The following is a 24676-nucleotide window of genomic DNA, read 5'->3' as shown; positions in this document are numbered from 1 at the left end:
AATCAGGCTTCTACCTGGAGATCGACGACGCGCTCCGCCCGCGCGCCGTCACGCACCGTCGCCAGCGAGCTGCCGACGCTTGCGCCAACGGATACCCGCCTCGATGAAGCTGTCCAACTCGCCATCGAAGACCGCGCTCGGATTGCCGGTCTCCTGCTCAGTTCGGAGATCCTTCACCATCTGATACGGGTGCAGGACGTAGGAGCGCATCTGGTCGCCCCACGAGCCGGCCGCGTTCTCCTTGAGCCCCTCGAGCTTGGCCTGCTCCTCCTGGCGCTTGCGCTCCAGCAGTCGGGCCTGGAGCACCCGCAACGCGGAGGCCTTGTTCTGCAACTGGGACTTCTCGTTCTGGCAGGTCACCACGATGCCGGTCGGGATGTGCGTCAGGCGCACCGCCGAGTCGGTGGTGTTGACGCTCTGCCCACCCGGCCCGGAGGAGCGGTAGACGTCGACCCGTACCTCGTTCTCCGGGATGTCGATGCTGTCGGTCTGCTCGGTGACCGGCAGAACCTCGACGCCCGCGAAGCTGGTCTGCCGACGACCCTGATTGTCGAACGGGCTGATCCGGACCAGCCGGTGCGTGCCCGACTCGACGCTGAGCGTGCCGTACGCGTACGGCACCTTGACCGCGAAGGTGGCCGACTTGAGGCCCGCCTCCTCGGCGTACGAGGTCTCGTAGACCTCGGTCGGGTAGCCGTGGCGCTCCGCCCAGCGCAGGTACATCCGCAGCAGCATCTCGGCGAAGTCCGCGGCGTCCACGCCACCCGCGCCGGCCCGGATGGCGACCAGCGCCTCCCGGGAGTCGTACTCGCCGGAGAGGAGGGTGCGGACCTCCATCTCCTGGATGGCCTTGGTCAGCCCGGTGATCTCCGACTCGACCTCGGTCAGCACACCCGGGTCGGCCTCGGCCTCGGCCAGCTCCAGCAACACCTGGGCGTCGTCGAGGCCGGAACGCAGGCTGCCCAGCTTGCTGATCTCGCCGTTGACGTACGACAGCTGCGAGGTGACCTGCTGGGCCTTGGCCTGGTCGTCCCACAGGTCGGGGGCGGAGGCCTCCTGCTCAAGGCGGGCCTTGTCCTCGTGCAGACGGTCGATGTTGAGGACGGCCTCGATGTTTCGCAGGGTCGCGTCGAGTTCCTTGAGCTGTTCGGCGTAATCGGCAGCGGTCACGACAGACAAGCGTACTGTGCCGCTGCCGGAGCAGCGCGTTTGCTGTCGGCGAATCTGCCGGACGTCACCCGACGGGGGCGGACTTCAACCACGACAGGGCCGCCCGGTGGTAGGCGACGGCGAACTCCAGCGCGCTGGCGTCGTACGTCTCGCCGTCCCGTTTGGCGTTCTTCACCTGCTCCCGGACCTGGGCGAGGGCCTCGGTGTGGTATTCGTTGGCCGAGGCGTACAGGCCCTTCAGCTGGCTGGCGGAGTGCAGGTTGCCGAAGGCCATCCGGAGCGCTATCGGGTTGCGGATGGTGTCCCGCCCCGGGTTCTCCGCGAGCCAGCGGGAAAACGTCCGTTTTCCGCTGGCGGTGAGTGCGTACGGCTGGCTCATCCGCGGGCCCGGCTTACCGAGCCGCACGAAACCCCGCTCAGCCAGCACCGGCAACTCGCGGTACACCTGACTGCGGGTCATCGACCAGTACGGCGCCAGACGGCGCTCAGCGGCGGCCATCAACTGACCGCCTGTCATCGGGCCCTCATGGAGGAGGCCGAGCAGGGCCGCCGCCGTAGGGTTGACTCCGGAATCCGCCATGCCCACTACGCTGCCACTTTGCGCACCCGGCGTCCAGGATTTGCCGGTTTGCCACCCGACAGGACTTCCTAAGTGCACTGTCGGCGGCAGACTGTCCGTTGAGGACTATCGATGGATTGCCACATTCCGGGCGTCCGCCGGCGGCGCCCACGCGCGCCGCCGGCGGGTCGACGCCGGTCAGCCCATGTGGGGGTACGTGTGGTCGGTCGGCGGCACGAAGGTCTCCTTGATCGTCCGCGGGGAGACCCAGCGGACCAGGTTGAGCCAGGAGCCGGCCTTGTCGTTGGTGCCGCTGGCGCGGGCGCCACCGAACGGCTGCTGCCCGACCACCGCGCCGGTCGGCTTGTCGTTGATGTAGAAGTTGCCGGCCGCGTACCGCATGCGCTCGCCGACCGACTCGACGACCCGGCGGTCGGTGGCGAACACCGAGCCGGTCAGCGCGTACGGGGCGATCGACTCGGCCTGCGCGACCACCTCGTCGAACCGGGCGTCGTCGAACACGTGCACGCCCAGGATCGGCCCGAAGTACTCGGTGGTGAAGGTCTCGTGGGCGGCATCGCCGCACTCGAAGAGCGTCGGTCGCACGAAGTAGCCGACCGAGTCGTCGGCGGTGCCACCGGCCAGCACCCGGCAGCTGTCGTCGCCGGCGATCAGCTCCAGCGCGGCGGTGTGCCGGGCGAACGCCTTGTCGTCGATCACCGCGCCGCCGAAGTTGCCGAAGTCGGCCACGTCACCGTAGGTCAGCGAGTCCGCGGTGGCAGCCAGCCGGTCCCGCAGCCCACCCTCCCAGATCGAGCGCGGCACGTACGCCCGCGAGGCCGCCGAGCACTTCTGGCCCTGGTACTCGTAGGCGCCGCGGATCAGCGCAGTGTGCAGCGCGTCCACGTCGGCGCTGGTGTGCGCGACGACGAAGTCCTTGCCGCCGGTCTCGCCGACCAGCCGCGGGTAGCCCCGGTAACGGGAGATGTTGTCGCCCACGGTCCGCCACAACTGCTGGAAGACCTTCGTCGAGCCGGTGAAGTGGATGCCGGCCAGATCCGGGTCGGCGAGCACGACATCGGAGACCTCCTCGCCCCGGCCGGTGACCATGTTGATCACGCCGGGCGGCAGGCCGGCGGCCTCGAACAGCCGCATGGTGAAGTGCGCGGCGAACTGCTGGGTCGGGCCCGGCTTCCAGACCACCGTGTTGCCCAGCAGGGCCGGCGCCGACGGCAGGTTGCCGGCGATGGCGGTGAAGTTGAACGGGGTGACCGCGTAGACGAAGCCCTCCAGCGGGCGGTGGTCGAAGCGGTTCCAGACGCCGGGCGAGGACGCCGGCTGCTCCTCGAGCAGGCGACGCGCGAAGTGCACGTTGAACCGCAGGAAGTCGATGAACTCGCAGGCCGCGTCGATCTCCGCCTGGATCGCGGTCTTCGACTGGCCGAGCATGGTGGCGGCGTTGAGCGTGTCCCGCCAGGGACCGGCGAGCAGTTCGGCGGCGCGCAGGAAGATCGCGGCGCGCTCCTCGAAGGGCAACGCCCGCCACATCGGCGCGGCGTCCTTGGCCGCCTTGGTCGCGGCGCGCGCGTCGTCGTGGGTGGCGTGCGCGGTCACCCCCAGCACGTGGGCGTGCTTGTGCGGCTGCACCACGTTGATCGGGTCACCGCCGGCCATCCGCTGCTCACCGCCGATGGTCATCGGCAGGTCGATGCGCTCGGCGGCGAGTTCGGTCAGCCGCCGCTGGAGCCGGTCCCGGTCGGGGCTGCCCGGCTCGTAGTTGCGAACCGGCTCGTTACGCGGCTCGGGAACGGAGAACACGGCATCCATCAAGGCTCCTGGCGATCTCGACAGCAGTGGCGAAACCGGACCCGCGGGCACCGACCGGATGGCCGGACACCGGACGCCACACGGGAGGCCGAGCAGCGGCGGGACCTCCCGTGATTCTCCCACGACGGGCCACGCGACCCACGTCCGCCACCGCCCTGTGCCAAGGACCGCCCCACCCCTCCTCCCCTTACCGACCGGCCTCGATCCGTCCCGCTGTCCCGGGGCGACAGGCAGCCCAGCGGGCCCGCGTACCCTGAATGGTCGGTGACCTGCCGCCTCGAAGGGGAGACGATGACCAAGCAGCCCGGCCGCGTCCCGGCCGCTGAGTCGGACGAGCCGGCGGTCGACGCGGCCAGCGCCGGCAGTCGGCCGCTGCCCGCCCCCGGCGCCGCAGTGCTCGCGCTGCTGGCGCTCGGTTGGCTGGCCGCCATGCTCTGGTCCACCCGGGAGGCCATCACCTCGGCGGCGGCCGGGGTCACAGCGATCAGCCTCTCCGCGTTCGCCCTGCCCGGCGTGATCTCGGCCGCGCTGGTGGCCGGGGCGGCCGTCGCGCTGGCCGGTGGCAACCTGCTGGCCCGCCGGTACGGCGACTGGGCCACCCTGCGCTTCGCCGGGGCGATCGGCGGCGGAATGCTGGTAGGGCTCGCTGCCGCGGTGGCCATCAACCTCACCTACTTCGACACGTCCACCACCAACGTGATCGCCGGCACCACGGCGGCCGCGGCGATCATCGGAGGCGCGCTGGCCGGCGCACGGACCGCCCCGGCGATCGGTGCGGTGGTCACCGCCGCGCTGGGCACGCTGATCTTCGTGGTCGCGTTCAGCCGCGCCCGGGACCCGCTGTTCGACCTCTTCGGTGCCGGCGACAGCCAGGAATCGTTGATCAACGCGGCCAAGTGGGTGTCCCGTACCGAATCGCTCGTCGCCGGGCTGCTCGCCGGGCTACTGGCCTTCGGCTACCTGACCTGGGCACGGCGTCGAGCCGTCCGCCGCGACCCGGAGACCCCGGCGCTGCGCTGGCCGGCGTACCTGCTCGCCGGGGCCGGCCCTGGGCTCCTTCTGCTGCTCGCCGAAGTGATCATCCGGATCGGCGGCCGGTCGCTGCTCGACCTCGCCAGCGCGCTCAGTGAGGCGGACGCCGTGGCGCAGACCTCGCTGGGCACCTCGCGGGTGGACAACGGCATCTGGGTGCTCTTCGTGGGGGCGCTGACCGCGCTCATCGCGTTCGGCCGCACGCTCAGCCCGGCCCACAGCGACGACGACGAACCGGCCGACGTCCCGAACCCCGTCGCGGACCAGATCGCCCCGGAGGACGACAAGCCGGGCTACGCCAAGTCGTTCGACGCCGACCCCGCCGAGACATTCGACGGCGACGCGGCTGAGACGTCCGACGCGGACCCCGCGAAGGCGGACCCGGCGAAGGCGGACCCGGCTCGCTGACGCCCGACCTCAGCCCCGGTAGCGGCATCGGGTGCGCGCGTCATGTGGTGGCTTCACGAGAGAGGCGGATTTCATGAAGTTCCTTCTCACGTCGGGCGGCATCAGTAACCCGAGCATCTCCGACGCGCTCGTCGACCTGCTGGGCAAGCCGATCGCCGAGTCCACGGCCCTGTTCATCCCCACCGCTGTCCACCCCTTCCCCGGCGGAGCTGAGAGGGCGTGGAAGGCGATTAACGGCCGGGCCGACATCCCGCTGTGCCAGCTGGGTTGGAAATCCCTGGGTTTGTTGGAGCTCACCGCGCTGCCGACCATTCGGGAAGAGAACTGGGTCCCGGCGGTCCGGGAGGCCGATGCCATCCTCGTCTGGGGCGGCGATGTGCTGTACCTGACCTACTGGCTGCGCCAGTCGGGCCTGGCCGACCTCCTGCCGTCGCTGACTGACACGGTTTATGTGGGGGTCAGCGCCGGGAGCATCGCGGTCACCCCGTACAACTGCGACGCCGAGTTCGACATTGGATTCGTCCCTGACGGCAGCGACATGGCGCAGGACGCCGACCGGGCGCTGGGGCTGGTGGATTTCACGCTGTACCCCCACCTCGATCATCCGGACATGGAGGACGTCACGCTCTCCCACATCCAGAAGTGGGCGTCCGAAATCCCGGTCCCGACCTACGCCATCGACGACAACACCGCCATCAAGGTGGTCGATGGCACCGTTGACGTCATCTCCGAAGGCAACTGGAGACTGATCAACCCCTGACCGAGACGTCCCTTCAGCCGGGGCCGAATGTCCGGCTCAGGCTGCTGCTGGGGGCGGCGTCCGGCTCAGTCGGTCGCGCCTAGCAGCTGGTCCAGCTCCGTCACGTCGTACCACTCCAGCTCGTGGTCCTCGGCGCCGTCGACGGTGAACTGGGCGTCCGGGTCACCAGCCACCGCCTCGGCCACCACGTCGGCCGCCGCGCCGATCTCCTCGGCCGCGTCCGCGCTATCCACGTGGATGGCCGCGACGGCGCCCACCGGCACGGCATCGGCCAACGTCACAGTGCTGGAGCCCAGCTCACCGTCGCCGCGCCCGATCGCTGCCGACGGCAGGTCGACCGAGACGACGACGCGTCGGCGGGGAGCGGTCGGGTCGGCCCGGAGCAGGTGCAGGGCGTCCTGGGCAGCCCGGGTGAAGGCGACGTACTCCAACTCCTCCTCGTCACCCTCGGCGTACCACTCGCGCAGCGCCGGGGTCACGGCGTGCGCCTGGTCGGCGGCCAGGCCGTCCTCACGCAGCCGGGCCAGCATCGGTACGGTCGCCGGCACGTACACCCGGACAAGCTCGTCGGTCACCGGTCGTCTCCCCGCGTCGTCCTCCACCGGCGGCCGCCGGCACGGGCGCAGATCATGCCGCACGCCGTGACCGTCATACACCCCGCCTCCGTCCGGAGGAAGCTCCCAGCCGGTGTGTCCCGCGTGGTGGCCCGGCCCCCGACCCGGCCCGGTGCTGGGCGGCGGGGGCTGTCGGTGGCAAACTGAGCCAAACGACATCAACCCCGGGAGTTCCTGTGGAGCCGAGGTTCCTGCTGCTCTCCGACGTGGCCGCCGAGCTCAACGTGTCGGACTCGCAGGTCTACCACATGGTGCGCAGCGGAGAACTGCCGGCGATCAAGATCGGCGGGCGCGGCCAGTGGCGCGTCGAGCGCGCCCGGCTGGAGGAGTACATAGCGCGCAAATATGACGAGACGGCAGACTGGGTGCAGAGCAACCCGCTGGTCGACCGCGACCCCGAATAGCCCGCGCAGGGCTTGATCCACTCGGCTTTTCGGAAGTCGGGGCATCAGGGCCGCTGGGACCCCGCGAAATCAAGGAACCCGAGTGGATCACGCGCTTTGTCGGGCGGAGCTGCCACCGAGCCATTGACCGGGGCCATTCTGTCGCTCAGACTCGAACTGGTCGGAGGCAAACGAAGGCAAACGCAAGATCAAGGGGGCCATGATGAGCCGAGCGCGACCCGGTCCTTCCCGACCCCCCGTGCGGCTGCGCCCCGTCCCGCCCTTCGACCCGCCGTACGTTGACGAGACCGACGGGTCGTACTGGCCGGCGCCGACCGACGGTCAGCTCGCCCTCGACCTGTTCGCCTCCACCCGACCCAGCCCCGTCCGGCCGCCGGAGCGGCGAGCGGCCCTGCGCCCGGTGCCCAGCCGGTCCACCACCACCCACCCGGTCGCGTCGTTGCCGCCGTCGACCGCGCCGGAAACCACCCGAGCCGCGCACCGCTTCGTCGGCACCTGTCTGGAGGTGGTCAACGGCTACCGTTCGCCGACCCAGGTGCGAGCGCTGCTCGACCCGGCCCGAGCGGGCGACCTGCTGACCGAACTCGCCCGCGCGTCCGGCCGGGCCGGGACATCCCGCCGCCGCACCGGCCGACCACTGGTCCGGCTGCTACGCCTGCGAGTCTGCGAGCCCCAGGAGACCGCTGTGGAGGCGGCAGCCGTCCTCACCGGCGCGGGCGGCCGCAGTTGGGCGATGGCACTGCGCCTCGAACATCGCCGGGGCCGCTGGCTCTGCGTTGCCCTGCACGTGCTCTGACCACACCTGCCCCGGTCGTCGGCGGGGCTCAACGACACCGACGGGCCCCGGCCTGGGTAGGCCGGGACCCGTCGGTCAGACGCTGTCAGTGCGGCTGCTGTCGGTGCAGACGCTCTCGGTGCAGGTGCTGTTGGTCAGTTGCCGCCGTTGGGTGCGCCGTGGCAGCGCTTGTACTTGCGGCCCGAGCCACACGGGCACGGCGCGTTGCGGGACGGGCCGTTGCTCGCCTCCGCCTGGTTCGGTGCCGGCCGGCGGGCGGCCGACGGAACAGTCGGGCCACGCAGCCCGGATGCCGGTCGCTGCGGAGCGGACGGCGCGCTCTGCCCCGGTGCCGCCGGAGCACCCGGAGCCGGTCGGCCCACACCGAGCGCCGGCGCCTGCTGCTGGGCCTGCTCCACGGCGACCGCGCCCGGGCTGGCCTCACCGTCGATGGTGGGCGCTGAGTATTGCAGGCCCTGCCGCCGCGGTGCCTGGTTGAGGCCCTTGGCCCGGATCTCCACCGGCTTGTCGAGCAGGGTGACCTCGTCGGCCCCCTCCTCCGGCTCCGGTTCGGTCACCTGGACGTCGACGTTGTAGAGGAAACCGACGGTCTCCTCCTTGATGCCGTCCATCATGGTGGCGAACATGTCGAAGCCCTCGCGCTGGTATTCCACCACCGGGTCGCGCTGGGCGTACGCCCGGAGGTTGATGCCCTCCTGGAGGTAGTCCATCTCGTAGAGGTGCTCGCGCCACTTGCGGTCGATGACCTGGAGCAGCACCATCCGCTCGAGTTGGCGTACCCCCTCGGTGCCGAGCTGCTCCTCACGCCGGTCGTACGCGGCGTTGGCGTCCTCCTTGAGACGGGCGACCAGGAAGTCGGCGTCCATGCCGGCCCGGGAGCCACCGGCCTCCTCTTCCAGCTCCTCGATCGTCACGCCGACCGGGTAGAGCTGCTTGAGGCTGGACCAGAGCTGCTCAAGGTCCCAGTCTTCGCCATAGCCGTCGGAGGTGGCGCCCCGCACGTAGGCCTCGACAGTGTCGTCGATCATGTTGCGGACCTGGTCGGAGAGGTCTTCACCGTTGAGCACCCGGAGCCGCTCGGCGTAGACGACCTGGCGCTGCTTGTTGAGCACCTCGTCGTACTTGAGCACGTTCTTGCGGATCTCGGCGTTCTGGCCTTCGATCTGGGCCTGGGCGCTCTTGATCTGCCGGGTGACCATCTTCGACTCGATGGGCACGTCCTCCGGGATGTTGAAGCGCTCCATCACCGCCTCGACCGCTCCGGCCCGGAAGCGCCGCATCAGCTCGTCCTGAAGGGACAGGTAGAAGCGGGACTCACCCGGGTCACCCTGCCGGCCGGCGCGACCGCGCAGCTGGTTGTCGATCCGCCGGGACTCGTGCCGCTCGGTGCCCAGCACGTAGAGGCCGCCGGCGGCGGAGACCTCGTCGGCCTCGGCGTCGCAGGCCTGCTTCCAGGTGGGAAGGACCTCCTCCATCGCCTTGGCGTACTCTTCCTCGTTCTCCAGCGGGTCGAGGCCGCGCTGGCGCAGCTCGTTCGCGGCGAGGAACTCCGGGTTGCCACCGAGCAGGATGTCGGTGCCGCGGCCGGCCATGTTGGTGGCCACGGTGACCGCGCCCTTACGCCCGGCCTGGGCGACGATCTCGGCCTCCCGGGCGTGGAACTTGGCGTTCAGCACGTTGTGCGGGATGCCGCGTCGGCGCAGCAACTGGGAGAGGATCTCGGAGTTTTCCACCGAGACGGTGCCGACCAGCACCGGCTGGCCCATCTGGTGCCGCTCGGCGATGTCCTCGATGACGGCGTTGAACTTGGCCTTCTCCGTCTTGTAGATGACGTCCGGCCGGTCCTCGCGAACCATCGGGCGGTGGGTCGGGATGGTCACGACGCCGACCTTGTAGACCTTGTTGAACTCGCTCGCCTCGGTCTGCGCCGTACCGGTCATCCCGGACAGCTTCTCGTAGAGGCGGAAGTAGTTCTGGAGGGTGATGGTGGCCAGGGTCTGGTTCTCCTGCTTGATCTCCACCCCCTCCTTGGCCTCGATCGCCTGGTGCATGCCCTCGTTGTAGCGACGGCCGTGCAGGATGCGACCGGTGAACTCGTCGACGATCAGAACCTCACCGTCGCTGACGATGTAGTCCTTGTCGCGCTTGTAGAGCTCCTTGGCCTTGATGGCGTTGTTGAGGTAGCCGACCAGCGGGGTGTTCACCGACTCGTACAGGTTGTCGATGCCGAGCCGGTCCTCGACCTTGGCGACACCCCGCTCGGTCACCGCGATGGTGCGCTTGGAGTGGTCGACCTCGTAGTCGCCCTCGCCGTCGGTGCCGGGCTGGAGCCGGGCCACCACGCCGGCGAACTCGCCGTACCAGCGGGCCGAGTGCTCGGCCGGGCCGGAGATGATCAGCGGGGTGCGGGCCTCGTCGATCAGGATGGAGTCGACCTCGTCGACCACGGCGAAGTTGTGGCCGCGCTGGACCAGCTCTTCCTTCGACCAGGCCATGTTGTCGCGCAGATAGTCGAAGCCGAACTCGTTGTTGGTGCCGTAGGTGATGTCGCACTCGTAGGCGGCCTTGTGCTCGGTGGCCGGCCGGTTGGGCAGCACCACGCCGACGGTCAGCCCGAGGAACTCGTGCACCCGGCCCATCCACGCCGCGTCACGCTGGGCGAGGTAGTCGTTGACCGTGATCACGTGGACGCCCTTGCCGGAGAGCGCGTTGAGGTAGACGGCCATGACCGAGGTCAGCGTCTTACCCTCACCGGTCTTCATCTCGGCGATGTTGCCGAAGTGCAGCGCCGCGCCGCCCATCACCTGGACGTCGTACGGGCGCTGGCCGAGCACCCTGGCGGCCGCCTCACGGGCCACCGCGAACGCCTCCGGCAGCAGGTCGTCGAGGGTCTCACCCTCGTCGAGCCGCTCCCGGAACTGCTCGGTCATGCCGGCCAGTTCCTCGTCGGTGAGGTTGACGTAGTCGTCCTCGATCGAGGTGACGGCGGCGGCGATGGCCTTGAGCCGGCGCACCATGCGGCCCTCGCCCGCGTTAAGGACCTTTTCCAGAATCGACACGGATCAACGCTCCCCTAGACAGTCTCGAACCATCGTAGGCGCTCCATCGGCGCGATGGTCACTGGTGGCGGTGCTCGACCCCGCCGAACCCGACATAACTCGCGTCCGGCCCACGCCCCAAACGTTATCCGGTTACGCCGTCGGCGAACGCTACGGCAGGATGCACGAGTGGAGCCCGTGGAGATCATCGAAGACGGCGTGCTGCTGCGGCCCTGGCGAGAGACGGATGCCGAGGCCGTGCACCGAGCCTGCCAGGACCCGGACATTCAGCGTTGGACCACCGTACCGCGCCCGTACCGGCCGGAACACGCGCACGGATTTGTCGCCGAGATGAGCCTGACGGCCTGGGCCGAGGGCACCGGGGCACCGTTCGCGGTCTGCGAACCGAGCACCGGGGAGCTGCTGGGTTCCTGCGGACTGATCTCGATCGACGAGAACGGCACCGGTGAGATCGGCTACTGGACGGCGCCCTGGGCGCGTGGTCGGGGCGTGATGGTCCGGGCCACCCGGGCGGTGGCCCGCTGGTCCTTCGACACCCTCGGGCTTCGCCGGCTCATCTGGCAGGCCGAGGTGGGCAACCACGCCTCCCGGCTGGTGGCCCTCCGGGCCGGTTTCCGGATCGACGGCCGGTTGCGGCTGGCAAACCCGGCGCTGCACGGCAGCGCGGACGGCTGGATCGGCTCGCTGCTGCCCGGCGAGGTGCCGGCCGCCGGGTCGACCGGGCCGGCCGGACCGGGCACCCTCGCCGCCCGGCGGGCCGCCGTCTTCGGCCGCCCGCAGCCCGTTCTGTTCGCCGAGACCGGGGCCGGCGAGCTGCGTCTGCGGCCCATGGAGGAGCAGGATCTGGACGCCGTGGTGCAGACCTCCCAGGACCCGGAAACCATCCGCTGGACGACAGTGCCGGACCCGTACGAGCGCGCCGACGCGCAGGGCTACCAGGCTTACGGCCGGGACGCCTGGGCTCGGGGGGACGCCGCCTGCTTCGTGATCGCCGACCCCGACGACCGGTACGCGGGCACGCTCGACCTGCGGCTCTCCCCCGCCGACCCGCTGGTGGCCGACGTCGGCTTCGTGACCGCGCCGACGGCCCGGGGGCGGGGCTATCTGCCCGCCGCGCTGGTCGCGCTCAGCGCCTGGGGCTTCAGCACGTTGGGCCTGGCGCGGATCGAGTGGAAGGCGAACGTGGGCAACACGGCCTCCCGCCGGGCCGCCGAGAAGGCGGGCTTCCTGATCGAGGGAACCGCCCGGGGCGGTGTGCAGCACCGGGGCGAACGGGTGGACGTGTGGGTCGGGGCGCTCCTCCCGAAGGATCTGGGATGAGTCTGCGGCCGGTCGTCGAGGCGCACGGGGTGCGGCTGCGCCCGTTTCGCGCGCAGGACAGCGCCGACGTGGTCGACGGCTGCGCGGACCCGCTGACTCAACGGTTCGTGTCGAACCTGCCGACGCCGTACACCGAGACCGATGCCCGCTGGTGGATCGACGTCGGCGCCCCGGCGGCCTGGACCGGCGGCGGCACGGCGTACGCCGTCGCGGACCCCGCGACCGATCGGCTGCTCGGCGCGGTGGGGTTGAACAACCCGGTGCCCGCCCGGGGTCAGCTGGAGATCGGCTACTGGATGCGGCCGGCGGCGCGCGGTCGCGGGCTGGCCACCGCGGCGACTCGCGCACTGAGCGAGCACGCGTTCGACGCCGGGGCGGCCCGACTGGAGCTGCTCACCGAACCGGAGAACGGCCCGAGCCAGCGGGTCGCGCTGGCCGCCGGCTTCCGCTACGAGGGTCTGCGCCGGTCGGCCGGTGCGTCCCGCGACGCGGGCCGGCACGATCTGCTGGCCTGGGTACGCGTAGCCGGTGATCCGCCCGGCCCGGCCGCCCGGCTGCTGCCCGACCTGCCCGGCGGGGTGCTCACCGACCAGGTGGTGGCGCTGCGCCCGCTCGCGCCGGACGACGCGGCGCTGATGTACCTGCTGCACAGCCGACCCGAGGTGGTGGCGAACCAGGCGCCGCCGGTGCCGCCGACCCGCGAGGCGATGGAGCGGCGTTGTCGTCTCGCGCAGAGCGGCTGGCTGACCGGCGAGATCGCCCGGCTGCTGATCACGGACGTGGCCAGCGGCGAGCCCGTGGGCAGTTGCGGGTTGTCGTACACCGACGTGGCCGCCGGCGAGGCGTCGGTCGGCTACGCGTTGCTGCCGGACTGGCGTGGCCGGGGGTACGCGACGCGGGCGGTCCGGTTGCTCGCGGGCTGGGCGTTCGGCCCTGCCGGTATCGCCCGGCTGTCGGCCGGCACGGTGCCGGACAACACCGCGTCGCACCGGGTGCTGGAGCGGGTCGGATTTCGGCGCGAGGCCGTTCAGCGCGGCAGGCTGCCCGGGCTGGCCGGCGCCCGTCTGGACGACCTGACCTTCGCGCTTCTCCCCGCCGACCTCCACTGACGGACCATGGAGTTGTGGTGGACGTTTCCCCACCACAACTCCATGATCGACGCGGATCGGCTACCGGTCAGGTGGCGAGGGAGATGATGCCGTAGTCGTACGCGTGACGCCGGTAGACGACGCTGGGGCGGCCGGACTCCTTGTCCTGGAAAAGGTAGAAGTCGTGGCCGACCAGCTCCATCTCGAACAACGCGTCGTCGATGGTCATCGGCTCGGCCGGGTGCACCTTCTCCCGGGCGATGTGCCACGGCTGGTCGTCGTGCTCCTCTTCGACGCGCTCCGCGACCGCGGTGCCGGCGCGGGCGCCGTCGGTTGGCGCGCTCAGCGCGCTGGGCACCAGGTCCGCGACCGGCAGGCCAGCGGTGGCCTCGGCGACGGAGATCGGCGCGTGCCGGCCCCGGTGTACGCGGCGGCGGTCGGCCGCGCGGCGCAGCCGGGTGTCGAGCTTCGCGATGGCCGCGTCGAGCGCGCTGTAGAAGTCGTTCGTGCAGGCTTCGGCCCGAATCACCGGGCCCCGGGAAACGCAGGTGATCTCCACCCGCTGGCAGTGGTCGGCCTGGCGCGGATTGCGCTCGTGAAACAGCTCGACATCAACGCGAATAAGTTTGTGGTCGTAGCGTTCGATCTTCGCGAGTTTCTCGGCTACGTGTACCCGGTAATGGTCCGGCACTTCGACGTTTCGGCCCTTGACCACGATGTCCACGTGACCTCCCTTTTTCGGACGGTCTTCGATCCGGTTACCCGGCCGCGCGCCGTGGGGAGACCCGCTGGCGTCGACCGGTTGGTACGGCTACGCCTCCTCTCACCGCCGGGGGCGGTTGGAACGACCTCCTACCCCCGACAGCGAAACGCTAACTCTTGTTTGCCCGGCAGTCACCCCATGTTGCCGAGACCACCCAGGATTTTTCGCACCTCATACACCAACGGGTGAAACGGAAACACTATCGGTTACGACTGGTGTCTTTTCTCGGTCGCCGCGAGCACCGCCGCGACACTCGGTGCCCATCCCGTCGCGGTCAGCACCCGGCTCGCGGCGGCGAGGGTCACGCCGGTGGTGACGATGTCGTCGAGCAGCACCACTACCGGCGCCGCGCCTCCGGCTCGACCGCGCACCGGCCCGGTCGAGCGGGGCTGGAAGGCCGCCTCGGCCGCCGCCGCGCGCCCGGCGCTGTCAAGGGTGACCGAGTCGGGTCGGGGCGACGCCCGCAGCGGACGATGCACCCGCACCGCCCAACCGCTGCGCTGGAGCCGGGCCGCGCAGTGCCGGGCCAGCCGGTCGAGGTGGTCCCCGTAGCGGGACCGGGCCGCCGCCGCGGTGTCCGGGACCGGAACCAACGCCAGCGGGCGTGCCCCACCGACGGCCGTCGCGACGACCTCGGCGAGCAGCGCGCCGAGCGGGCGGGCCAGCCCGTGTCGGCCGTGTTCCTTGTACGCCAGCAGAGCCTCGCGCAGTGGACCGGCGTACGGGCCGAGGGCGACGCAGGACGGCAGGCCCGGCGGGGCGGGGGTGGGGCGGACCGCCCGTGGCCGCAGCTCATCCAGCGCCACGACACAGGCTGGGCAGACCCCGTGCCGCAGGCCGGGTCGGCGCTCCCGGCAACCGGCGCAGTCGGCGGGCAGCACCAGGTCGGCGAGGTCCGCCCAGAGCCCGCTCACCGTGTCAGTAGAGGAAGAACGGCGCCGACGGGTTGCTCGGCCGGACACCTGTCGGCACCGGGGCGATGTCGCGTACCCGGCCAGGCTCGATCCGTTCGAACGGGCTGCTGCGGTAGGCCACCCCGTTCGCCTCGTACATGTAGGCCCCGCTGGGCGCCCGCACGCTGCGGTTGGTCGGGTACGCGGTCAGGTGGGTGACCTTGGCGCCGAGTTCGGTCTTCAGCGGCGTCTCCAGGGCGCCGTCGACACTGATCTCGTAGATCGCCGGCTGGCCGACCGACCCCGCCACCACGAGCTGGTCCTCCCTGCCCCAGTCGACCGCCGTCGGGTTGGTCAGCGAGGTGACCAACTCTCGGGGCGGGCCGATGGAGACCCCGCCGCCGTCGAGGTTGACCGCGGCGACGTAGAGGCGGCCGCCGGCGATCAGCGCCACCCGCTGGCCGTCCAACGCGGCGGCCACCGCGGTGACCCCGGCGGACGGCAGGTTGAGCGGCACCGGATACATCCGGGCCGCCTCGTCGAACCGGTAGAGCTGCCCGTCGGCCACCACCAGGCCGCGGCTGGGGCGGTTGTCGACAGTACGCAGCCAGACCGGTCGGCCGATCGCGGAGTATTCGGTGCCGCTGCGGCTGAGCACGGAGACCGGGTCGGCACCCGTGCCGACGGCGAGTCGGTACCGGTTCCCGCCGCTGCCGGCGACCACCATCGCGGCGAGGATCCGGCGGTCCTTGGCCAGCCCGAGGCTGGCGGAGACGACGTTGCGGTTGGCCTCGGGTGTCAACGGCACAGTGCCGCTGGGCTCACCTTCGAAGTCGAGTGGGTGGATCGCGCCGTCGTACACGCCGAAGCGCTGCGGGCTGGTGGCATGCGGGTAGAGCAACTGGGATTCTCGTCGCTCGCCCAGCTCCACCACGGGCTGCGCGTTGTTGCGGATCTTCAACTCCAGCTGACCGGTAAGGTCGCCCAACGACCAGGCGATCTGCGTGATCAACTGATCGATCCCGTTCTGGTCGTCACCGGACATGTCCAGGTTGACCTCCCACCGACCGTTCCCGCCGGTGGCGTTGTTGATCAGCTCGGTGCGGTCCGGCAGCCCGACGACACCCGGGCGCAACCAGTCGGAGGGGCCGCCGACCAGCCACTTCACCACCTCGTTGACCTGCCGCTCGACCGGCACCGCCTGCGGCCGGTAGCGCTGATCGGGCACCAGGCGGCTGCGGTCCGAACTCCAGAAGTAGATCGTCTCGTCCTGGTAGTACTGACGAAGGGCGGTGTCGCTGAGCAGCAGCACGTTGGGCGGGTTGATGATGTAGAGGCCGGCCCGCTCGTCGTTGGCGCCGCTGTTGACGGACGCACTGCGCAGGCCGAACTCGTACTCCGTCTCGGTCGCCACCGGTGGAGCCAGGGTGCCGTTGGTCCGCAGCACCCCGATCTGCTGCACGGCGATCTTCACGGTCGTGGTCGAGTCGCGGTTGAGGGTGTAGACCGCTCCGCGCAGCCGGACCACGTTCAGCGCGACCTCGCTGCCCTTCTTGTCCTGTAGGCGGATCTTGTCCTCCGGAGCGATGAACGCCTTGACCCGCTCGTACGCCCGGTCCGGCTCGCCCGCGGCGGCGGACAGGAAGTTGCGAACGAACGTCTCGTTGACGCTGCCGCTGGCCGTCCGCGTCGGTGGCTCACTGCCCCGACTGATCACACCGGCCTCGGTCGCGGCGCCGCCCTTGCCGTCCACCCGCACGTCGGATGCCGCCGGGATGCCACAGCCGGCGCCCAGCAGCACCATCACGCCGAGAGCCCCGAGCACAGTTGGCCGTCTCACGAGCGCACCTCCGTCCGCTGCCCGTCCCCGGCCGGAGCCGGGCCGATCGCCAGTGCCCCGCCGGCGCCGGGACCGATGGCAAGTGGGCCACCGTCGCGGGGGCCGCCGAACGGCAGGGCGGCGTCGGCCGGCACCAGCCGCAGCGGTGAGGTGGTCAGCCGATCGCCCGCGCGGGCCGGCAGTGTGAGCCGGAACTGCGCGCCCTGGCCGGGAGCACCCCACGCCTCCAGCCAGCCGCCGTGCAGCCGAGCGTCCTCCAGGCTGATCGACAGGCCCAGGCCGGTGCCCCCGGTCTGCCGGGCCCGGGACGGGTCCGCCCGCCAGAACCGGTTGAACACCAGCTTCTCCTCGCCCACCTTCAGCCCCACGCCGTGGTCGCGGACGGTGATCGCCACTGCGGTCTCGTCGATGCCGAGGGTGATCAGCACCGGGCGGGCCTCACCGTGTTCGACGGCGTTGCCGACCAGGTTGCGCAACACCCGCTCGACCCGGCGCGGGTCGACCTCGGCGATCACCGGCGTGCCCGGCAGGTCGAGTTCGATCGGTACGCCCACCCGCTCGGCCAGGCCAGCCAGCCGGTCGACCACCCGGTGCACCACCGGCACCAGGTCGGTCGGCTCGGAATCCAGCATGGCGAAGCCCGCGTCGAACCGACTGATCTCCAGCAGGTCGGTGAGCAGCTCCTCGAATCGATCCAGCTCGGCCTGGAGCAGCTCGGCGCTGCGGGCGACAGCCGGGTCGAACTCGTCGCGCTCGGCGAAGATCAGGTCGGCGGCCATCCGGACCGTGGTCAGCGGGGTACGCAGCTCGTGGGAGACGTCGGAGGTGAAGCGGCGTTGCAACCGGGACATCTCTTCCAGGCGCAGGATCTGCCGTTGCAGGTTGGTGGCCATCTGGTTGAACGACGCGGCGAGCAGGGCCAGGTCGTCCTCGCCGTTGACCACCATCCGCTGGTCGAGCAGGCCCGCGGAGAGCCGCTGGGCGGTTCGTGCGGCGACCCGGACCGGGTTGACCACCAGCCGGGTGACCAGCGCCGCGAGCAACCCGAGCAGGATCACCAGCGCGACCCCGGTGGCCACCACCGTGGCTCGGGCGTCGGCGGCGGTGACGTCCTGCCGGCCCAGCGGCACCAGATAGTAGAGCTCGATCTGGCCGAAGCGGGTGGGCACCGGTGAGCCGTAGACCAGGTACTTGGTGGTCTTGTCGGTGAGTCGCCCGGTGCGGATCTGGCTGGCCACCTTGCCGTCGGCGATCGCGGCCCGCAGCTCGGGGCTGATCAGCGACTGGACGTTCGCAGACGGGGAGGTGCGCGTCTGGATGTCGTTGGGGTAGTCGTCGGCGGTGATCGCCACCACCACCCCGCTGGTCTGCTGGGGGTCGCCGCCGGCCAGGTAGTTGACAGTGCCGTCGATGGTCTCCTGGAGCTGCGCCTCCTGCGGCTGCCCGTAGAAGGAGACCTGCTTGGCCGCGTAGCTGGCACCGGTGGTCACCCTCTGCCGGACGTCGCTGCGAGCGCTGTCGAGCAGGATCGTGGTGATCTTGTCGGCGATCAGGAACGCGAACCCGCCGACCAGCAGGCTGGACGCGACGAGCGTGATGGTCACGACCCGGACCTGGAGCGAGCGGCGCCAGGTCTGGTGCGCCCGACCCACCACCCGGGCGACCCGACCGCTCACCGCACGCCAGAGCTCCCCGCCGGCGCTGGGCCGGCGGGCAGCAGTACTCGGGGAGGGTGGGGGCGGCGAGGTCGACACAGTGCGACCAGGCTATCCGGTCCCCGCCTTGTAGCCCACGCCCCGCACGGTGAGGATGATTTCCGGTCGCTCCGGGTCCGGCTCGATCTTGGCCCGCAACCGCTGGACGTGCACGTTGACCAGACGGGTGTCGGCCGCGTGCCGGTAGCCCCAGACCTGTTCGAGCAGCACCTCGCGGGTGAAGACCTGACGTGGCTTGCGGGCGAGCGCGACCAGCAGGTCGAACTCCAGCGGCGTCAGCTTCACCTCCTCGTCGTTGCGGCTCACCGTGTGCGCCGGCACGTCGATGGTGATCTGGTTGTCGGGCGGCCCGATGGTGAGCATCTCCGGGGCCACGTCTTCGCCTCGGCGCAGTCGGGCCCGCATCCGGGCCACCAGCTCCTTGGGCTTGAACGGCTTGACCACGTAGTCGTCGGCGCCGGACTCCAGGCCGAGCACGACGTCCACGGTGTCGCTCTTGGCGGTCAGCATGACGATGGGCACGCCGGACTCCGCACGGATCGACCGGGCGACGTCGATACCGCTCATACCGGGGAGCATCAGGTCAAGCAGCACGATATCGGGACGACTGTCGCGAAAAGCGGCCAACGCCCGCTCGCCGTCCGCCACAAACGAGGGCTGGAAACCCTCGCTGCGAAGCACGATGCCGAGCATCTCGGCGAGCGCGGGGTCGTCGTCGACCACCAGTACGCGGGCTCTCATGGGATTAATATTGCATCCTCATTCAGTTCGGTGGGACCGGCGTCCGCCGGTAATGCTTCGCGCCGCCGTCAAAACGGTGACCGCGGTCCGCCGCGGCGGCGCCACGGGCTGCGGTGCCGGGCGCACGGATGGCCGTCGCCGGGCTGCCACCATGATCCCCCTTCGACGCCGCTGGGCGCCACCGCAGGCTGAGCCGATCCGGTTGTCGCCATCCGGACGACGGTCAGCCGAACAGCCCACGCCCCCAGTGGTCCCCGCCGTCGCGTACCCCGGGGGGACAGGCGAACACCCCGCTGGAGACGTGTCGTAGGTACTCGTTCATCACGTCGTGCCGGGCCAACTGCGTCTGGATCGGTACGAACTGACGCCGTGGATCGCGCTGGTAGGCGATGAAGAAGAGGCCTGCGTCGAGTCGGCCGAGGCCGTCCGAGCCGTCGACGAAGTTGTAACCCCGGCGCAGCAGCTGGGCGCCGCCGTTCCGGCTCGGGTGGGCCAGCGCGACATGGGCGTGCTCGGCGATCACCGGCTTCCCGTCCGCGCCACGCGCGGCGAAGTCGGGCTGGTCGAACTCCTCGCTGCGACCCAGTGGCGCGCCGCTGCCCTTGGTCCGGCCAACGATCTCCTCCTGCTCAGCGAGGGAGGTCCGGTCCCAGGTCTCCACGAGCATCCGGATCTTGCGGGTGACCAGGTACGAGCCTCCGGCCATCCAGTCCGGCCCGTCGCCCGGCTGCACCCACAACTGGTCGCGCAGCAGCTCGGTGTCCTCGGCCTTGAGGTTGGCCGTGCCGTCCTTGAACCCGAAGAGGTTGCGCGCGGTGGCCTGGTCCCGTGAGGTCGACGAGGTGCGGCCGAAGCCGAGCTGCGACCAGCGGACGCTCACCACTCCCATGCCGAGCCGGGCCAGGTTGCGGATCGCGTGCACAGCCACCTGCGGGTCGTTGGCGCAGGCCTGGACGCAGAGGTCGCCGCCGGAGAGCTGCGCCTGCAACGCGTCGCCGGGAAACTTCGGCAGCTCGGCAAGGGCGGCGGGCCGACGGTCGGCGAGGCCGAAGCGGTCCCGCCCGTCGGCGTCGCGGAACAACGTCGGCCCGAACCCGATGGTGAGGGTGAGCTGCGAGGGAGGGAGGCCGAGCGCTTCGCCGGTGTCGTCCGGCGGGGCCTCCGGCATTCCGCCGACCGCACCCAGCACCCCGGCGTCGCGCCCCGCGGTCATCCGGGCGGCGGCGGCCGTCCACTCCTCGAGCAGTTCGACCAGCCGGGCCCGGTCCTTGGTGATCACATCGAAGGCCACGAAGTGCAGCCGGTCCTGCGCCGGGGTGACGATGCCGGCCTGGTGCTCACCGTGGAACGGCACCGCCCCGGCCGGGTGGTCGCTCGCCGCGGCCGGGCCATGGGAGCCGTTCAGCAGCGCCCCGGCACCGGCCGCCACTCCGGCGACCCCGGCCACCCCGGCGCCGGCCAGGGTGATCGCCCGGCGCCGGGTGAACCTGCTCCCGCTCATCGATTCGACTCTTTCTGTCAGGTGGTCACTTCGCGACGGCCGCGGCGACCTTGCTGATCGGCTCGGCGAGCGCGTTGATGCCGTCGGAGAGCTCCTTGAGCTCGGCCTTGCTCAGCGCGGTGTGCAGCTTCCACCCGTCGCCGTCGCGGTGCTTGCCGAGCAGTCCCTCGACGTTGGCGAACTCGGTGTCCAGCTGCGTGACAAGCTCCGGAGAGCGCTGCTGCAACGCGGGCCGCAGGGCGGACACGGCGGCCTTGGAACCCTCGAGGTTGGCGGCGAAGTCCCACAGGTCGGTGTGCGAGTAGCGGTCCTCCTCGCCGGTGATCTTGCCGCTGGCCACCTCGTCGAGCAACTCCTTGGCACCGTTGGCCAGTTGGAGCGGCGAGAGCTTCTCGGCGTTCGCCTTGGCCACGATCTCCTTGACGTCGACCAGCAGTCGGTCGGCGATCGGGCCGTCCTTGCTGATGTCGCCGGACTGCCAGAGGTCCTTCTCGATCCGGTGGAAGCCGGTGAACTCCATCCCCTCCTCGATGACCTCCTCGCGGCCGTCGATCTTGGGGTCGAGGTCGCCGAAGATCTCGGCGACCGGCTCGATCCGCTCCCAGTAGGTGCGGGCGACCGGGTAGAGCGCCTTGGACTTCGCCACATCGCCGGCCTTGACCGCGCCGACGAACTCCTCGGTCTTGTCCAACAGCGCTGTGGTCTGGCTCTTGACGTAGCGCTGGTAGTTGTCGGTGGCGTCACCCAGCGCGGCGTCGGCGGTGAGCGGCTGCGCCGACCCGCTGACCTTGAGCGCGCCCCGGATGCCCTTGCCGCTCATCCCTGGCTTGCAGGCCGTCTGGTACGTGCCGGCCGGCAACTCCACGTGCAGCTCGCGGCTCAGCCCGGGGGCGATGTTCTCCACCTCGCCCATCACCCGGTCGCCGTCGGCGTACACGTAGAACTCGGTCACCTTCGCGCCGGAATTGGTGATCTTGAAGGTGGCGGTGCCGGCGCCCAGATCGGTCGAGCCGACCTCACAGGCGGTGTCGCTGGCCTTGACCACGATCGGTCCGCCGGACGCGGCCGGGTCACCCTTGTCGGAGTCGGAGCAGGCGGCCAGACCGGCCGTCGCCAGCACGCCGGCGGCGGCCAGCGCGAAGAACTGGGTGGTACGCATCTGGGCTGTCTCTCCTCGTGGGGTCAGGCACGCTGCGGTGTGGACGCCGCCTCGGCCTCGGCGCCGGTGTCGGCCCCGCGCTCGGTGACGGTGGTGGTGGTCGCGGTGGGAGCCGGCTTGCGCCGGGCCGGTCGCAGGAAGAGCAGGAGCACCGGTACGGCGTACGCGACCCAGGCGATCGTCTCCAGCACTGTGGGCGCGGGGGTCACGTTGAACATGCCGGCGAGCAGGGCCGCGTACCAGGTGCTCGGGTCGAGCGTGCTGGTGATGTCGAAGGCCAGGTCGTTCAGGCCGGGCAGGACGCCGGCCTCCTGGAAGTCGTGCACGCCGTACTTGAGGATGCCGGCGGCGACCAGGATCAGCAGCGCGCCGGTCCAGGTGAAGAACTTGCTGAGGTTGATCCGCAGGGCGCTGGCATAGAGCAGCACGCCGAGGACCACGGCGGTGACGATGCCGCCGATCAACGCGAGCAGCGGGCCGCTGTCGCCGGCCGCGCCCTGGGCGGCCGAGTAGAAGATCAGCGCGGTTTCCAGGCCCTCGCGGATCACCGCGAGGAAGGCCATGCCGGCGACAGCGAGGGACCCGACGGCCAGCGCCTCGGTGAGCTTGCCCCGCAGTTCGCCGGCGATGGTCCGGGCGGCCCGACGCATCCAGAAGATCATCCAGGTCACGAAGACCACGGCCGCGACCGAGGTGATCGCCTCGAACAACTCGCGATCCTCGGAACGGGACAGCAGCGAGGTCGTCGTGTACTCGATCAGCCAACCGAAGAGCACCGAGAGCGCCACGGCCAGGCCGACGCCCGCCCAGACCTGCGGCAGCCGGTCCCGGCGCTGCGACTTCACCAGGAAGGCGACCAGGATGCTGACCACCAGGGTGGCTTCCAGCCCTTCCCGCAGACCGATCAGGTAGGTGGCGAACATCCGGACTCCGAGTAGGTTAGGCACGCCTTGGCTGACTTAGGGCAGGCATACCTTCCTCCCTGCTCAGGGCACTCGTCAAGTCGTTCACGACAAGCTCACCAGGCCCGTGACGAGGACCCACGACCGCCCGGCGGCCGGCCTGTCGTCGCCCGACTGTGGAAGGATCCCCGCCGTGAGGGGATTCCTGCCGTGGTTGGCGGTGCTGGCCGTGGTGCTGCTGCTCAGCGCGCTACGTCTGCGGGCGCTGGCCACCGTCGTGTCGGTCGGCTGGCTGGTCTGGTGCGTCTGGACGTGGTTCCGGCCCACCCGGCGCCGCCCCCGTTCGGGCTGACCCGGCGGCGGAGACGCTGCGCCCGCCCAGCCGGCGGCGGAGACGACGAACCGGGCCGGCTGCGAACAGCCGACCCGGTCCGGAGATGTCGATCAGTAGCGGTAGTGATCCGGCTTGAACGGACCCTCCGTGGAGACGCCGAGGTAGGCGGCCTGCTCCTTGGTCAGCGTGCTCAGCTTGGCGCCGAGCGCACCGAGGTGCAGCCGGGCCACCTTCTCGTCCAGGTGCTTGGGCAGCACGTAGACGCCGATCGGGTACTCCTCGGTCTTGGTGAAGAGCTCGATCTGGGCGATCGTCTGGTTGGCGAACGAGTTCGACATGACGAAGCTCGGGTGCCCGGTCGCGTTGCCCAGGTTCAGCAGGCGACCCTCGGAGAGCACGATGATGGCGTGCCCGTCGGCGAAGCGCCACAGGTCGACCTGCGGCTTGATGTTGATCCGCTCGACGTCGGAACGCTTGGCCAGCCCGGCCATGTCGATCTCGTTGTCGAAGTGGCCGATGTTGCCGACGATGGCCTGGTGCTTCATCCGGGCCATGTGCTCGTTGGTGATGACGTCGAAGCAGCCGGTGGCGGTGATGAAGATGTCGGCCTGCTCGACCACGTCATCCAGGGTGGCGACCTGGTAGCCGTCCATTGCGGCCTGCAGCGCGCAGATCGGGTCCACCTCGGTCACCACGACCCGGGCGCCCTGGCCGCGAAGCGACTCGGCGCAACCCTTGCCCACGTCGCCGTAGCCCATGACGACCGCCATCTTGCCGCCGATCAGCACGTCGGTGGCGCGGTTGATGCCGTCGATGAGCGAGTGCCGGCAGCCGTACTTGTTGTCGAACTTGCTCTTGGTCACCGAGTCGTTGACGTTGATGGCCGGGAAGAGCAGGGTGCCCGCCCGGTGCATCTCGTAGAGCCGGTGCACGCCGGTGGTGGTCTCCTCGGTCACGCCCTTGATGCCGGCGGAGATCCGGGTCCAGCGCTGGCCGTCCTCGCCGAGCGAGCGGTGCAGCAGCTCGAGGATGACCGCGTACTCCTCGGAGTCGGCGGACTCGACCGGCGGGACCGCCCCGGCCCGCTCGAACTCGGCGCCCTTGTGTACGAGCAGGGTGGCGTCGCCGCCGTCGTCGAGGATCATGTTGGGGCCCTGCCCGTCCGGCCAGGCGAGCACCTGCTCGGTGCACCACCAGTACTCCGGCAGGGTCTCGCCCTTCCAGGCGTACACCGGAACCCCGGCCGGCGCCTCGGGGGTGCCGTCCGGGCCGACGACGATCGCCGCGGCGGCGTGGTCCTGGGTGGAGAAGATGTTGCAGGACGCCCAGCGCACCTGCGCGCCGAGCGCGACCAACGTCTCGATCAGGACGGCGGTCTGGATGGTCATGTGCAGGGAGCCGGTGATCCGCGCGCCGGCGAGCGGCTGCGCCTCGGCGAACTCGCGACGGATCGCCATCAGGCCGGGCATCTCGTGCTCGGCGAGCTGGATCTCTTTACGCCCGAACTCGGCGAGGGACAGATCCGCCACCTTGAAGTCGCCGTCGGCGAGCGTGCTCGGCCGGGCCTCGGACGGCGTGCCGCTGGCGGACGCCGGGAGGGTGCTGGTCATGAAAGCTCCTGTCGAACGATGTCTGCGCCGACCCTCCACCTTACGCGCGTCGGCGACGGGCATCAGGCACGGTCTGCGGACAGCGCACGGGGCGGTCGGTGATGAACGGAGTTTCCCGCCCACGTCCCGCCCGCCCCGTGCATCCCCCCGGTTTGGTTCCCCCGCACGTTCTCGGACCGTC

General features: G+C 70.6%; 21 protein-coding genes. 7 read left to right on the top strand and 14 right to left on the bottom strand.

Going from position 1 to position 24676, the window contains the following annotated elements:
• Positions 1 to 48: 48 nt before the first annotated feature.
• The 3 genes from prfB to pruA all read right to left on the bottom strand — a co-directional run bounded on the left by prfB (position 49) and on the right by pruA (position 3556).
• On the bottom strand, positions 49 to 1170 hold the full coding sequence (prfB, locus tag ACQRWP_RS33280) for a peptide chain release factor 2 (RefSeq protein ID WP_430500079.1): 1122 nt from the start codon (positions 1168 to 1170) through the stop codon (positions 49 to 51).
• Between the two features lie 64 nt (positions 1171 to 1234).
• Entirely contained in the window at positions 1235 to 1750 is a 516-nt protein-coding gene (locus ACQRWP_RS33275; RefSeq protein ID WP_091393967.1) for a PadR family transcriptional regulator, read from the bottom strand.
• Between the two features lie 177 nt (positions 1751 to 1927).
• Complete coding sequence (gene pruA, locus ACQRWP_RS33270; protein WP_430500078.1) at positions 1928 to 3556, bottom strand: L-glutamate gamma-semialdehyde dehydrogenase; 1629 nt, start codon at positions 3554 to 3556, stop codon at positions 1928 to 1930.
• A 291-nt stretch (positions 3557 to 3847) separates the two neighbouring features.
• On the opposite strand from pruA, the gene ACQRWP_RS33265 reads away from it, so the two are divergent.
• Both ACQRWP_RS33265 and ACQRWP_RS33260 read left to right on the top strand, forming a co-directional pair.
• Positions 3848 to 4996 carry a hypothetical protein gene (locus ACQRWP_RS33265; RefSeq protein ID WP_430500077.1) on the top strand — a complete coding sequence of 383 codons (1149 nt, stop codon included), beginning with the start codon at positions 3848 to 3850 and terminating at the stop codon, positions 4994 to 4996.
• Between the two features lie 73 nt (positions 4997 to 5069).
• Positions 5070 to 5756 carry a Type 1 glutamine amidotransferase-like domain-containing protein gene (locus ACQRWP_RS33260; protein ID WP_430500076.1) on the top strand — a complete coding sequence of 229 codons (687 nt, stop codon included), beginning with the start codon at positions 5070 to 5072 and terminating at the stop codon, positions 5754 to 5756.
• A gap of 65 nt (positions 5757 to 5821) precedes the next feature.
• Here ACQRWP_RS33260 and ACQRWP_RS33255 read toward each other — a convergent pair whose 3' ends face one another.
• Complete coding sequence (locus tag ACQRWP_RS33255) at positions 5822 to 6331, bottom strand: DUF6912 family protein (protein ID WP_430500075.1); 510 nt, start codon at positions 6329 to 6331, stop codon at positions 5822 to 5824.
• A gap of 215 nt (positions 6332 to 6546) precedes the next feature.
• Between ACQRWP_RS33255 and ACQRWP_RS33250 the strand changes: the two genes are divergently transcribed.
• Both ACQRWP_RS33250 and ACQRWP_RS33245 read left to right on the top strand, forming a co-directional pair.
• Entirely contained in the window at positions 6547 to 6774 is a 228-nt protein-coding gene (locus ACQRWP_RS33250) for a helix-turn-helix domain-containing protein (protein WP_030490852.1), read from the top strand.
• A 199-nt stretch (positions 6775 to 6973) separates the two neighbouring features.
• Complete coding sequence (locus ACQRWP_RS33245) at positions 6974 to 7570, top strand: Rv3235 family protein (protein ID WP_430500074.1); 597 nt, start codon at positions 6974 to 6976, stop codon at positions 7568 to 7570.
• 134 nt (positions 7571 to 7704) lie between these two features.
• On the opposite strand, the gene secA is transcribed toward ACQRWP_RS33245, so the two are convergent.
• Positions 7705 to 10629 (bottom strand): preprotein translocase subunit SecA, encoded by a 2925-nt coding sequence (gene secA / locus ACQRWP_RS33240; protein ID WP_430500073.1) that lies wholly within the window; start codon positions 10627 to 10629, stop codon positions 7705 to 7707.
• 168 nt (positions 10630 to 10797) lie between these two features.
• On the opposite strand from secA, the gene ACQRWP_RS33235 reads away from it, so the two are divergent.
• Positions 10798 to 11949 carry a GNAT family N-acetyltransferase gene (locus tag ACQRWP_RS33235; RefSeq protein WP_430500072.1) on the top strand — a complete coding sequence of 384 codons (1152 nt, stop codon included), beginning with the start codon at positions 10798 to 10800 and terminating at the stop codon, positions 11947 to 11949.
• Positions 11946 to 13058 (top strand): GNAT family N-acetyltransferase, encoded by a 1113-nt coding sequence (locus tag ACQRWP_RS33230; protein WP_430500071.1) that lies wholly within the window; start codon positions 11946 to 11948, stop codon positions 13056 to 13058. Before ACQRWP_RS33235 ends, ACQRWP_RS33230 begins: the two co-directional genes overlap by 4 nt.
• 67 nt (positions 13059 to 13125) lie before the next feature.
• Here the strand turns inward: ACQRWP_RS33230 and hpf are convergent, their stop codons facing one another.
• The 8 genes from hpf to efeU all read right to left on the bottom strand — a co-directional run bounded on the left by hpf (position 13126) and on the right by efeU (position 22572).
• Entirely contained in the window at positions 13126 to 13761 is a 636-nt protein-coding gene (gene hpf, locus ACQRWP_RS33225; RefSeq protein ID WP_410820398.1) for a ribosome hibernation-promoting factor, HPF/YfiA family, read from the bottom strand.
• A gap of 245 nt (positions 13762 to 14006) precedes the next feature.
• Entirely contained in the window at positions 14007 to 14681 is a 675-nt protein-coding gene (locus tag ACQRWP_RS33220; RefSeq protein WP_430503369.1) for a ComF family protein, read from the bottom strand.
• A 37-nt stretch (positions 14682 to 14718) separates the two neighbouring features.
• Entirely contained in the window at positions 14719 to 16497 is a 1779-nt protein-coding gene (locus ACQRWP_RS33215; RefSeq protein ID WP_430503368.1) for an LpqB family beta-propeller domain-containing protein, read from the bottom strand.
• 32 nt (positions 16498 to 16529) lie between these two features.
• Positions 16530 to 18287: an MtrAB system histidine kinase MtrB gene (mtrB, locus tag ACQRWP_RS33210; protein WP_430500070.1), complete on the bottom strand. Its 1758-nt coding sequence runs from the start codon at positions 18285 to 18287 to the stop codon at positions 16530 to 16532.
• Between the two features lie 12 nt (positions 18288 to 18299).
• Positions 18300 to 18989, bottom strand: a complete 690-nt coding sequence (gene mtrA / locus ACQRWP_RS33205) for an MtrAB system response regulator MtrA (protein ID WP_110564421.1) — start codon at positions 18987 to 18989, stop codon at positions 18300 to 18302.
• Between the two features lie 223 nt (positions 18990 to 19212).
• Entirely contained in the window at positions 19213 to 20490 is a 1278-nt protein-coding gene (gene efeB, locus ACQRWP_RS33200) for an iron uptake transporter deferrochelatase/peroxidase subunit (protein WP_430500069.1), read from the bottom strand.
• Between the two features lie 25 nt (positions 20491 to 20515).
• Complete coding sequence (gene efeO / locus ACQRWP_RS33195) at positions 20516 to 21649, bottom strand: iron uptake system protein EfeO (protein ID WP_430500068.1); 1134 nt, start codon at positions 21647 to 21649, stop codon at positions 20516 to 20518.
• Positions 21650 to 21672: 23 nt separating this feature from the next.
• Positions 21673 to 22572 carry an iron uptake transporter permease EfeU gene (gene efeU, locus ACQRWP_RS33190; protein ID WP_430500067.1) on the bottom strand — a complete coding sequence of 300 codons (900 nt, stop codon included), beginning with the start codon at positions 22570 to 22572 and terminating at the stop codon, positions 21673 to 21675.
• 172 nt (positions 22573 to 22744) lie between these two features.
• Between efeU and ACQRWP_RS33185 the strand changes: the two genes are divergently transcribed.
• Positions 22745 to 22903 carry a hypothetical protein gene (locus tag ACQRWP_RS33185; protein ID WP_430500066.1) on the top strand — a complete coding sequence of 53 codons (159 nt, stop codon included), beginning with the start codon at positions 22745 to 22747 and terminating at the stop codon, positions 22901 to 22903.
• Positions 22904 to 22995: 92 nt separating this feature from the next.
• On the opposite strand, the gene ahcY is transcribed toward ACQRWP_RS33185, so the two are convergent.
• Positions 22996 to 24495 (bottom strand): adenosylhomocysteinase, encoded by a 1500-nt coding sequence (gene ahcY / locus ACQRWP_RS33180; protein WP_091394012.1) that lies wholly within the window; start codon positions 24493 to 24495, stop codon positions 22996 to 22998.
• Positions 24496 to 24676 lie beyond the last annotated feature (181 nt).

Source organism: Micromonospora trifolii, assembly GCF_050516465.1.
Lineage (GTDB): Bacteria > Actinomycetota > Actinomycetes > Mycobacteriales > Micromonosporaceae > Micromonospora > Micromonospora trifolii.
The sequence above is the reverse complement of the archived record's forward strand: the minus strand, read 5'-3'. Positions and strand labels throughout refer to the sequence as shown.

Coding starts and splice junctions, on each gene's coding strand:
- efeU (WP_430500067.1), bottom strand. CDS start 22,572: ATGTTCGCCACCTACCTGATCGGTCTGCGGGAAGGGCTGGAAGCCACC.
- mtrA (WP_110564421.1), bottom strand. CDS start 18,989: ATGAGAGCCCGCGTACTGGTGGTCGACGACGACCCCGCGCTCGCCGAG.
- ACQRWP_RS33245 (WP_430500074.1), top strand. CDS start 6,974: ATGATGAGCCGAGCGCGACCCGGTCCTTCCCGACCCCCCGTGCGGCTG.
- ACQRWP_RS33215 (WP_430503368.1), bottom strand. CDS start 16,497: ATGGTGCTGCTGGGCGCCGGCTGTGGCATCCCGGCGGCATCCGACGTG.
- ACQRWP_RS33230 (WP_430500071.1), top strand. CDS start 11,946: ATGAGTCTGCGGCCGGTCGTCGAGGCGCACGGGGTGCGGCTGCGCCCG.
- ACQRWP_RS33265 (WP_430500077.1), top strand. CDS start 3,848: ATGACCAAGCAGCCCGGCCGCGTCCCGGCCGCTGAGTCGGACGAGCCG.
- ACQRWP_RS33275 (WP_091393967.1), bottom strand. CDS start 1,750: ATGGCGGATTCCGGAGTCAACCCTACGGCGGCGGCCCTGCTCGGCCTC.
- efeB (WP_430500069.1), bottom strand. CDS start 20,490: ATGAGCGGGAGCAGGTTCACCCGGCGCCGGGCGATCACCCTGGCCGGC.
- pruA (WP_430500078.1), bottom strand. CDS start 3,556: ATGGATGCCGTGTTCTCCGTTCCCGAGCCGCGTAACGAGCCGGTTCGC.
- efeO (WP_430500068.1), bottom strand. CDS start 21,649: ATGCGTACCACCCAGTTCTTCGCGCTGGCCGCCGCCGGCGTGCTGGCG.
- ACQRWP_RS33260 (WP_430500076.1), top strand. CDS start 5,070: ATGAAGTTCCTTCTCACGTCGGGCGGCATCAGTAACCCGAGCATCTCC.
- ahcY (WP_091394012.1), bottom strand. CDS start 24,495: ATGACCAGCACCCTCCCGGCGTCCGCCAGCGGCACGCCGTCCGAGGCC.